The following is a 10,690-nucleotide window of genomic DNA, read 5'->3' on the forward strand; positions in this document are numbered from 1 at the left end:
GACAAGCTGCGGTCCGGCATTTGCCGGACCGCAGCTTTGTCTTTCCCTGCGCAAACGCAGTGTGTCCCCTGAAACGAGCCTCTCCGGCGGGACATCTCTTGCGGCAGGACTTTTCCATCTCTCCGAACATTCCAGCAACAGTTTGCGGGCTGGAGGCTTTGGACCCACACAGCAAAGCATCCTTGCCTCCCAGGCGCGCAGAGAACTTCGGAACTGCACAATCCATGTATTCTGCATCGCAATCTCTTAGCGCGCCTGGACACTCCGTCTCCCCCAGAAAGCCGTCGGCTTGCATGCATTAAACCCGTCCTCCACAGGACAGCCGTGCCATCCACCGTGCCTTTTTCCGCGCTTCTACAAGATGACATAACGGGGCGTTAGTGCTTCATTGCAAAAGAGCCGAGAAACATAATCTGTGAAAAAGCAAAACCCGCCTGTAAGCGCAGGCATGGCTTTTCATAAAGCCGCGCAAAAGAGCCGCCGCGCCGAACTTCGGCGTGGCGGCTTTTATCTAATTTGCCGGGATGCTGCTTATTCAAACTCGGGGACGTGCTTCTTGACGATGTCCAGCAGATCGCCGCTGCGGACCATCTTCTCCACCTCCGCGATGTCCTGCCAAATCTCGCGGTCGATCTCGTAGAACGCAACCTTCTCGCGCACGTGCTTGTACATGGCCTCGTGGACAGGCGCCATGCCCTGACCGTGGGTGTTCAGGTTGCGGCGAATGTCGATGGCCTGGCAAGCAGTCATCAGCTCATCCGCCAGAACGGACAGGGTGTTCTGCACAATCCAGCCGGCCTTGCGCGCTGCGGTGGTGCCCATGGAGACGATATCCTCCTGATTGGCGGAAGAGGGAATGGAGTCCACCGACGCGGGATGCGCCAGAACCTTGTTCTCGGAAACCATGGAAGCAGCGGAGTACTGCACGATCATAAAGCCGGAATTCACGCCGGGCTTGGTGGTGAGGAACGGGGTCAGTCCGTTGGACAGAGCCGCGTTCACCATGCGCTCGGTGCGGCGCTCGGAGGCGTTGGCAATTTCGCTGCACGCGATACCCAGCGTGTCGAAGGGAATCGCCATGGGCTCGCCGTGGAAGTTGCCGCCGGAAATAACCGCCTCGTCGTCGAGGAACAGCAGCGGGTTGTCGGTAACTGCGTTCAGTTCGATCTCAACCTTGGAGCGCACATACTCCAGCGCATCGCGGACGGCGCCGTGGAGCTGAGGGATGCAGCGCAGGGCGTAAGCGTCCTGTACCCGGTCCTTCTGGCAGTTGTCCAGAATCTCGGAATCGGCCAGAAGCTTACGCATATTGGCGGCCACCATGATCTGGCCCTTCTGACCGCGGACAGCGTGAATGCGGGCGTCAAAGGCGTTGCGCAGGCCGGTGAGGGCCTCGAAATCCAAAGAGCTGATGGCGTCGGCCAACTGGGCGGCGCAGATGGTGTCAAACAGAGCCAGAGAACCAACAGAAGTCATGGCGCAGGTGCCGTTGGTCATGCCAAGGCCTTCCTTACACACCAGCGTCTCCAACGTCTGGATGCCGGCCTTGGCCATGGCCTCCGCGCCGGTGAGCTTTTCGCCCTTGTAGTTTGCCAGGCCCTTGCCCAGCAGGGGCAGCGTCATGTGAGCCAGCGGAGCCAAATCGCCGGAAGAGCCCAAAGAGCCCTTCTGGGGAACCACGGGAGTAACGCCTGCGTTCAGCATGGCCAGCATCATCTCCACCAGAATGGGGCGAATGCCGGAAACGCCCACGCACAGCGCGTTTGCCCGCAGCAGCAGCATCCCGCGCACCACCTCGTCGGCATAGGGGTCGCCGGTGCCGGTGCAGTGGCTGAGAATCAGGTTGGTGGACAGCTCGTTGCTCATCTCCTCGGGCACGGCCACCTTCTGGAAGTCTCCAAAGCCGGTGGTAATTCCATAAGCAACGCGGTTCTCCGCCACAATTTTTTCCGCCAATGCGCGGGACTTCTGCATGGCCTCCAGCGCGGAAGCGGCCAGTTCCACCGTCGCGCCATAGCGGGCGACAGCCACAAAGGACTCCAGTGTCAGGCTGTGTCCGTCAACAACGACATGCTTTATTTCAGAAGGCTTCATAATCATTTTAATCGTTACCTCGCTTCAAATTTTTGCCCTGCAATATCAGCCTCTTTTAAAAAGCGTGTACCCTTGCGGGCCGCAGCCGGAAAGAGATGCGCCATAAGCGGCATTTACAGGTCCTATGAGATGTGAGAAATGGTTTGGATGATTCGGGTCAGGCGCGCTTCCGGCGCTCTCACGCCGGAAGCGACGTTCACCCTGCCCAGGGGTGAGCCTGCCGCAATCCTGTCTGTATTGTGCGCTTGTCGGTTTAACGTTCTCGCACAAACACATAATAGCATCATTTTTGTACGAAATCAACATTTATTTTTTAATTATACCTTAATTTTTTGTCTATTATCACGGTGTATCGGTAGCGTATTAGCGAGATATGGAGATAGTGTATTATCATGCGGACATTTCAAGTGTAAATACCTGCCGATGTTTGGAAAAATTGACGTACCACAAGGGAAAGTAGATTGACAGTGACTCAAAAGTCTGTTATTCTTTGGCCATAGGATACCCTGTTACCGTATAAAAGCAATCCTGCCGCCGGAGCCGGCGCACGGCGGCGCCTGATTTTGAAAGTGGGGCTGCAAGATGTATGAAAGCAGAATGAAATCGGAAATGGTGGACCATCTGTATCAGGCAATTCTCTCCCTGAAGGATCAGGAAGACTGCTACCGCTTTTTTGACGATTTGTGTACCGTTGGGGAGATTCAGGTCATGGCCCAGAGATGGATGGTGGCCCGGATGCTTCAGGACGGAGAAACCTTCAACGCCATCAACGAAAAAACCGGCGTTTCCTCCGCCACCATCACCCGCGTGCGGAAATGTCTGGTCTATGGCGCGGAGGGCTATGCCCGGGTGATTGACCGCTTGGCGGAGCCTGAGCCTCCCAAAAAGAAAAAGGGATAATGCCTCCATTGACACTAAAGCTTCCGCCCTCCGGCAAGCGTCCCATTCCCATCGGGAAGGAGATGCCTGCCGGAGGGCGGGGTTCTTTGATCGGTAAATCCCCGGCGGCGCAGTTTGCGCCGCCGGGGATTTTTTATACGCGAAGCCCGGGTCATTCCTCAGACGCACCCTGAATCTCCAGCAGCTCCAAGGCGTGCTGACCGGCGGCGGTAAGGGCCATGCTTCCCTTGTGGGGAAATCCCTCGTAAGCCGTGTAGTCAAAGTTTGACAGCGGAAGATCATAATCCAGCCGAACCAGCCGCTTTTGGGCCAGCGACGTGATAATCTGGCCATACTCCGCAGGGGTGTATCTTGCGCCCTCCAGATAAATCGGCTCCTCGGCCCCCTCCCGCCGGGCGATGGGAAGAAAGGGGGTCTGGGCCAGGTCCTGCAGCAGCTCCAGCTCTCCCTCGCCCATCCATACGCTGGCTCTTGCGCTGCATCCGCTGCATCCATCGCAGCCGCCGCCCACGCCGCAGGCTCCTCCGCCGCACGAGCCGCACTGACTCTGTTCGTTGTTCATGTGTCCATCTCCAATCATCATTTAAAGTTTTATTATTTATCATTCTGCCCGGTTGCCCGATTTTCTGCCGCACACAGCAGTGCGGAACGCTGGTTCGGCAAGTCTCCGTCCACCACGGCGGATAAAAGCTCTTCCAGTATCATGCCGATTTCCGGCCCCCGAAGGCCCAGCCCCAGCATATCCCGTCCGTTCACCGCCAACTGCCGCAGTGATACACATTCGTCCCGGGCCAGCAGATCCTCCATGATCTTTTGTATCTGCTCCACATCCCGCAGCCGTGCCCGGTACGCGGGGGCCTGCCCCAGATTGTCCGCCCGTTTCACCTCGGTCAACTCTCGCAGGCGCTCCGTTCCCAGCTTTCGCAGCGCGCGGCGGATACTTTTCTCCGTCCGGGGAATCTCCCTGTCGTGCCACAGCACCAGCGTGACCACCGCCTCCCGGGTGGCGTTGTCAAATTTCAGCCGCCGTAAAATCGCGTCCGCCATCCCCGCGCTGACCGAGGGGTGTCCGTAAAAATGACCGCCCCGCTCGTCCCGGGTGTAGCACCGGGGCTTTGCCACGTCGTGAAGGAGCACCGCCCAGCGCAAAACCGGCTCCGCCGGGACCTCGCTCAGTGCGTGGAGTGTGTGCTCCCACACATCATAACAGTGATAGCGGCTGTGCTGGTCAAAGCCCACCATGGGCAACAACTCCGGCACCACCGTCCCCACAACCTCTGGAAATTCCCGCAGAACCTCCGCCGCCGCAGGCCCGCACAAAAGCTTCGTCAGCTCACTTTGTATCCTCTCCGCGGCCACGCCGCAAAGCAATTTTCTGCACGCCCGAAGCGCCCTCGCCGTCTCCTCTTCCACAGAAAAGCCCAACACCGCCGCCAGCCGCAGCCCGCGCAGAATGCGCAGCGCGTCCTCTTGAAACCGCCCCTCAGGCGATCCCACGCAGCGCAGAAGCCGATTTTTTAAATCCTCCTGCCCGCCGAAGGGGTCCGTCAGCGTTCCCCGCAGGTCCAGCCCCATGGCGTTCACCGTAAAATCCCGGCGGCTCAAGTCGTCCCGCAGGGAGCGGGTGAAGGCCACCGAGTCGGGGTGGCGTCCGTCAGTATACCGTCCGTCGGTGCGAAAGGTAGTGACTTCCACAGGAAGCGCCCCCTCCCGGACAGTCACGGTGCCGTGGCGCAGCCCGGTGGGCGCTGCCCGGCCCGGAAACAGCGCCATCGTCTCCTCCGGAAGTGCGGAGGTGGCCACGTCCCAGTCCCCCGGCTCCCGTCCCAGCAGGGAATCCCGGACGCAGCCGCCCACACAGTGGGCCGCGTGGCCATGCTCCTCCAGCGCCTTCAATATGCTTTTCACCGGCTCCGGAATGTTCACCTGCTCACCTTACTTTCTCTTTTTAAATCAGCGGACCGAAGCCGTTTCCCGTCTGGCGGGCCGCGCCTTTTCGGTTGCATTTTCTACTCTCGCATAGTATAATACCTTTTCTGAGAAGGACAGTCAATCGCCCCGGCCCGAATACAAAAAAATTTACCCGGGCGCTATAAATTCCGGCGCCGAAGTTATAATACAATATCATACAATGAGCGGCGTCCCATTTGCAAGTCATTGCAGGAGAAGGAGCAAACTATTATGATGAATAATCCAAAGCCCATCAGCGCTTACATGGTTCCCGGAAAGCAGGTTCATCTGGTGGGAATCGGGGGCGTATCCATGGCTCCGCTGGCGGAAATCCTGCTGGGGATGGGGCTTGCGGTCCACGGCTCCGACATTCATGAAAGCGAGGCGGTGGCCCATCTGCGGTCCGCGGGCATCCATGTGGACATTGGCCACAGCGCGGAAAATCTGGGCGAATGCGACTTTGTGATCCGCACCGCCGCCGTCCACGACAACAACCCGGAAATTTCCGGCGCGGTGACCCGTGGCATCCCGGTCTACGAGCGGGCGCAGGCACTGGGCGCCATCATGCGCCGCTATCCCAACGCCCTGTGCATCTCCGGAACCCACGGGAAAACCACCACCACCTCCATGTGCACCCACATTTTCATGGCGGCCGAGGCAGACCCCACCGTGATGATCGGCGGCACGCTGCCCTTGCTTAACTCCGCCTATCGGGTGGGCAACGGAGACACCATGATTCTGGAATCCTGCGAATATTGTAACTCATTCCTCTCCTTCTACCCCACCGTGGCGGTGATTCTCAACGTGGAGGAGGACCACCTGGACTTTTTCAAGGATTTGGAGGACATTGAACACTCCTTCCGCCGCTTTGCCCAACTGGTGCCGGACGGCGGACGGGTGGTTGCCAACGCGGACAATGACGGGGCCATGGCGGCCCTGAAAAACTTAGGCCGCCCGGTGTTTACCTTCGGCCTGGAGCGCACCGCCCACTGCACCGCTGAAAACCTCCGCGAGGAAGGCGGGAAACAGCTTTTCGATGTGACAGTATACGGCAAGCCCTATGCCAGCGTATCCCTGCCCGTCCACGGCAGGCACAACGTATCCAACGCGCTGGCGGCGGCCTCGGCAGCCTATGTGCTGGGCCTGCCCGGCTCCGCCGTGGAGCGGGGGCTTGTGGATTTCACCGGCGCGGGCCGGCGCTTTGAGCGCAAGGGGGTGTTTAACGGCGCGGACGTTTACGACGACTACGCCCACCACCCCGATGAGCTTCACGCCTTGCTGGCCATGGCCAAAGAGCTTCCCTACAAGCGGGTGGTGCTGGCGTTCCAGCCCCATACCTATTCCCGCACCGCCAAGCTGTTCGACCGTTTTGTGGAGGAGCTGAAGCTTGCGGACGCGGCGATTGTGGCGGAGATTTACGCCGCCCGGGAAACCAACACCGTGGGCATCAGCTCGAGCGACCTGTGCAAAAAGGTTCCCGGCTCCATCTATTGCTCCAATCTGGAGCAGGTGACGGACCGTCTCCGCGCCATCGCCCAGCCGGGGGACTTGATTCTGACCGTGGGCGCAGGGGACATCTACCGGGCGGGAGAGGCTCTTTTGAAGGAATAAGCTGCTGTAAATACAAAAGTCCCCGGGGAATTTGCTTTCCCGGGGACTTCTCCCGCACCGCACCCCGGCGATGCGCTTACTTTTGAAAAATCCGCGTTTTGGGACGCTGCTTTTTCAAGCATGCGTCCCCAGAAATTCTTAACGGCTATACCATCTGTTCCAACGAAAATTTCTGAATCCTGCTCACGCCCTCTGCGCTGCGGGTGGCCACTCCGGCAACATACCCGGGGAACGTCTCCACGTAATAGAAATATTCTCCGTATTGCAAAGGGGCCTCCCCCTCCCGCATGATGCTCACTCCCGCGCCGCTGCGCTTAAACCGCGCCTCCCGCCGGACCCAGCTCTGGAAAAATGCCTCCTCCGAGGCCGCATCCGCCAGCCGCTTCATGGCTCTTGGGGACACGGGACGTATCTTTTCGATATCCACGCCCAGCGGTTCGTTGGAAAGGCCTACCAGCACCGCCCCGGGCGTGTGGCTCAGATTGAAGCACACCTCCGGAAAGGCGGGAAATTCCGGCTTTCCCTGCGTAGTCAGCGCGATTTCTGGCAGCTCCCGCCACCGGTATTTCTCCCACAATGCGCGGCGCAGAATTGCATAGGCGCAAAGCGGCTCCCTCCACCGTTCGGTGTCGCGGACCCGGGCAAGCCGCTCCCGCCGCTCAGGCGGCAGCATTTCCAGCAGCGCGTCGTTCTCCCGCCCGCTGAGCGGACGGTCCAGCCGCGCGGCCCAAAGCTCCACTGCCATTCTTCCACCTCTTTCTCTCTTATCTCTAAGCACTTATTTTAGCCGTCAAATGTGAAACTGTAAAGCCGGGAGAGAAAAGTTTTCTGAAAATTCGCAAAAAAAGAGGAAATTTCAGCCCAATGGGGTATAAATAGAGTGACTCGAACTGGTTGTCTGGGTATGACCCGGGACAATTCCGGTAAAACTCACCGGGAGGGAGGGATGTTCGTTGCCGTTTCCGCAGAATTTTTTGGACGAGCTGACGGCCCGCAGCGACATTGTGGATGTGGTGGGCAGCTATGTCCAGCTTACAAGACGAGGCGCGAACTACTTCGGCCTCTGCCCGTTTCACAGCGAGAAAACCGGCTCCTTCTCCGTCTCCCCGGACAAGCAGATTTACTACTGCTTCGGCTGCAAACGGGGCGGCGGCGTCATCAACTTTATTATGGAGGAAGAAAGTCTCCCCTTTCCGGACGCGGTGCGGTTTCTTGCCCGGCGCGCCGGGCTGGAGGTACCGGAGGAGACGGGGGACCGGGAGGCAGAGCAAAAGCGACGGCGCCTTCTGGATTTGAACCGCGACGCGGCCCGGTTTTACTATCAGCAGCTTCAGGACCCGGAGAGCCGCGCCATGCGGGACTATCTGGACCGACGGCAGATCGGACAGGCCACGGCGGTCCGCTTCGGCCTCGGCGCGTCTCTTGACCGTTGGGACGCGCTCATCACCGCCATGACCCGTCAGGGCTACACCAAGTCGGAGCTTTTGGGCGCGGGCCTTGCGGTGCAGAATAAGAACGGCGGGCTTTACGACAAATTCAGAAACCGGCTGATGTTCCCCGTCATCAACGTGCGGGGGGATGTGGTGGCCTTTGGCGGGCGCGTGCTGGACCACTCGGAGCCAAAGTATATGAACTCCTCGGAAACCCCGGTTTACAGCAAGCGCCGGGAACTGTACGCTTTGAATCTGGCGAAAAAGTCCAAGCGGCCCAACATCATTCTGTGCGAGGGCAACATCGACGTGGTGACCCTCCATCAGGCGGGGTTTGACAATGCCGTAGCCTCCATGGGCACGGCGCTGACACAGGAGCAGACCCGGCTTCTGAGCCGGTACACCAAAGAAATTGTTTTGTGCTACGACAACGATAACGCCGGAAAGGTTGCCACAGAGCGGGCCTTGCAGATTCTGAACAACTCAGAGTTTTCTGTCCGGGTTCTCCGGCTTCCAAACAAGCGGATGGAGGACGGCTCCATGGGCAAGCAGGACGCGGACGATTTTATCAAGGCCTTTGGCCCCGATGCGTTTGAGCGGCTGCTCACCGGCAGCGAAAACGGCGTGGAGTTCCGTCTGGCTCAGATTTCCGGGAAATACGACTTGACGGACGACCGCCAGCGCCTTGCCTACGCCGAGGAGGTCAGCCAGCTTTTGGCGGGTCTTGAAAGCCCCGTAGAGCGGGACATTTACACCGTCCGGGCGGCGGAGGCCGCGAAGCTTACGCCGGAGGCCATGAAGCTGGAGGTTCAGCGGGCCTTCAAGCGCCGGATGGGCAAGGAGCGGCGGGCACGGGAGCGCCGGGATCTGAACCCGGCGGCGGAGCTTCAGCCCAAGGGCCGGGACCTGCGCTATACAAACCTTCGCTCCGCCATGGCGGAGGAGGGGATTTTGCGGCTTTTGCTGCTGGACGACAGCCTGTTTCCGGAATCGCCGCCCCTGCGGGAGGAGGAATTTTCCTCACCGCTGCTTGGCAGGGTCTTCTCCCTTTTGTGGCGGCAGCGGGAGCAGCGCAGCGCGCCCAAGCTTTCGTTTCTGGCGGGAGAGCTGTCCGGCGAGGAGATGAGCCACATGACCAATCTGTGTCAAAAGCCGGAGTCCGCCGCAAACGGGCGGCAGGCTCTTGCCGATTACATATCAATTGTCCGCCGAGAGGCGGAAAAGAGAGCAGGCGCGGGCGCATCGGACCCGCTGCTGGCCAAAATGGAAGAACTCAAAGATCAGAAAAAAAGCAACGGAGGAAAGCGACATGTCTAAGAAGAAAGAACCCACTCCTGAGGAGCGGCTGGAGCAGGAGGCCAACGCCCTTCTGAAGGGCGGAACGGCAAACGGGGCGGATAGAACGGCGGCAGCAGGCGGTAAGTCTGGTCAGGACGCCGCGCCCATCATGACCGACGAGGAGGCCAAAAAGGCCGGCATCCTCCGTCTGGACGACAGGCAGGTGGCATCTCTGCCCGCCTCCGCATGGCTCTCAGGCAATGAAAAGCTGCGTGAGCTTTTATATAGGGCCCAGAAAAAGGGCAAGCTGGACTCCGGCGAGCTGGCAGAGTCGCTGGACACCCTGAATCTCGAGGGCGACCAGATGGATCAGCTTTATGATTCTCTGGAAGCGCTGAACATCGATATCAGCACCGACGAGGACATTCTCCCCGAGCTGCCCGACGACGGCCCCGCCGCCGAGGAGATTGCGGACGTGGAGGAAGAGGAGCTGGTGGACCCCAACACTCTGGTTGGGAACTTTGCCATCGACGACCCCGTGCGGATGTATCTGAAGGAAATCGGAAAAGTCCCCCTGCTGACCTCCGACGAGGAGGTGGACTTGGCGCAGCGCATGGCCGCTGGCGCAGAGGCGGAGGAAAAGCTCAAGGAGCTGGCCCGCCAGAAAGAGGCAGGCGAGGAGCCCTCTCTTTCCAAGGAAGATGAGGCCGCCGTCAAAAAGGTTTTCCGCAGCGGCGAGCTTGCAAAGCAAAAGCTGGCGGAGGCAAACCTCCGTCTCGTGGTTTCCATCGCCAAGCGGTATGTGGGCCGGGGCATGCTGTTTCTGGATCTGATCCAGGAGGGCAATTTGGGCCTCATCAAGGCCGTTGAAAAGTTCGACTGCACAAAGGGCTTCAAGTTCTCCACCTATGCAACGTGGTGGATTCGTCAGGCCATCACCCGCGCCATCGCGGATCAGGCCCGCACCATCCGCATTCCGGTGCATATGGTGGAAACCATCAACAAGGTCATCCGGGTGAGCCGCCAGCTTTTGCAGGAGCTGGGCCACGACCCCAGCCCTCAGGAAATCGCCATCGAGATGAACGGCGGTCCCGCTGCGTGGGAAAAGGTCCGGGAGGATGAGAAGAAGCGGGCCGTGGACCGCATCCGCGAGATTTTGAAAATCGCGCAGGAGCCGGTGTCTCTGGAAACCCCCATCGGCGAGGAGGAGGACAGCCACCTTGGCGACTTCATCCCCGACGAGGGCGCGTCGGAGCCGTCTGAGGCCGCGTCCTATAAGCTTCTGCGGGAGCAGTTGATGGATGTGCTCTCCACCCTGACCCCCCGGGAGGAGCAGGTTTTGAAGCTGCGCTTCGGCATTGAAGACGGCCGTGCCAGAACCTTGGAAGAGGTCGGCAAGGAGTTCAACGTCACCCGCGAGCGCATCC

At 59.6% G+C, this 10,690-nt stretch carries 9 protein-coding genes; 4 read left to right on the top strand and 5 right to left on the bottom strand.

Annotation, left to right across the window (positions count from 1 at the left end; genetic code table 11):
- Window positions 1–377 precede the first annotated feature (377 nt).
- Together B2W96_RS08555 and hutH are read right to left on the bottom strand one after the other, a co-directional pair.
- Window positions 378–539 carry a hypothetical protein gene (locus B2W96_RS08555; protein WP_293009870.1) on the bottom strand — a complete coding sequence of 54 codons (162 nt, stop codon included), beginning with the start codon at window positions 537–539 and terminating at the stop codon, window positions 378–380.
- On the bottom strand, window positions 532–2,100 hold the full coding sequence (gene hutH / locus B2W96_RS08560) for a histidine ammonia-lyase (protein WP_293009871.1): 1,569 nt from the start codon (window positions 2,098–2,100) through the stop codon (window positions 532–534). The genes B2W96_RS08555 and hutH overlap by 8 nt, the downstream gene beginning before the upstream one ends.
- A gap of 576 nt (window positions 2,101–2,676) precedes the next feature.
- Here hutH and B2W96_RS08565 point away from each other — a divergent pair.
- Window positions 2,677–2,994 (top strand): YerC/YecD family TrpR-related protein, encoded by a 318-nt coding sequence (locus B2W96_RS08565; protein WP_293009872.1) that lies wholly within the window; start codon window positions 2,677–2,679, stop codon window positions 2,992–2,994.
- Window positions 2,995–3,145: 151 nt separating this feature from the next.
- Here the strand turns inward: B2W96_RS08565 and B2W96_RS08570 are convergent, their stop codons facing one another.
- Both B2W96_RS08570 and B2W96_RS08575 read right to left on the bottom strand, forming a co-directional pair.
- Window positions 3,146–3,556 (bottom strand): hypothetical protein, encoded by a 411-nt coding sequence (locus B2W96_RS08570; RefSeq protein ID WP_293009873.1) that lies wholly within the window; start codon window positions 3,554–3,556, stop codon window positions 3,146–3,148.
- A 32-nt stretch (window positions 3,557–3,588) separates the two neighbouring features.
- Window positions 3,589–4,902, bottom strand: coding sequence for a CCA tRNA nucleotidyltransferase (locus B2W96_RS08575; RefSeq protein WP_293009874.1), 1,314 nt, complete (start codon window positions 4,900–4,902; stop codon window positions 3,589–3,591).
- 273 nt (window positions 4,903–5,175) lie between these two features.
- Here B2W96_RS08575 and murC point away from each other — a divergent pair, with 273 nt between their 5' ends.
- The gene (murC, locus tag B2W96_RS08580) at window positions 5,176–6,555 is read left to right on the top strand and encodes a UDP-N-acetylmuramate--L-alanine ligase (RefSeq protein WP_293009875.1); all 1,380 of its coding nucleotides are present in this window, start codon (window positions 5,176–5,178) and stop codon (window positions 6,553–6,555) included.
- A 145-nt stretch (window positions 6,556–6,700) separates the two neighbouring features.
- On the opposite strand, the gene B2W96_RS08585 is transcribed toward murC, so the two are convergent.
- On the bottom strand, window positions 6,701–7,300 hold the full coding sequence (locus B2W96_RS08585) for a 4'-phosphopantetheinyl transferase family protein (protein ID WP_293009876.1): 600 nt from the start codon (window positions 7,298–7,300) through the stop codon (window positions 6,701–6,703).
- Between the two features lie 208 nt (window positions 7,301–7,508).
- On the opposite strand from B2W96_RS08585, the gene dnaG reads away from it, so the two are divergent.
- Both dnaG and B2W96_RS08595 read left to right on the top strand, forming a co-directional pair.
- On the top strand, window positions 7,509–9,302 hold the full coding sequence (gene dnaG, locus B2W96_RS08590) for a DNA primase (protein WP_293009877.1): 1,794 nt from the start codon (window positions 7,509–7,511) through the stop codon (window positions 9,300–9,302).
- On the top strand, window positions 9,295–10,690 hold a 1,396-nt coding region (locus B2W96_RS08595; RefSeq protein WP_293009878.1), incomplete at its 3' end, for a sigma-70 family RNA polymerase sigma factor. The genes dnaG and B2W96_RS08595, both read left to right, overlap by 8 nt.

Origin of the sequence: Oscillibacter sp. UBA6647, from assembly GCA_002455655.1 — a bacterium.
Taxonomy (GTDB): domain Bacteria; phylum Bacillota; class Clostridia; order Oscillospirales; family Oscillospiraceae; genus Oscillibacter.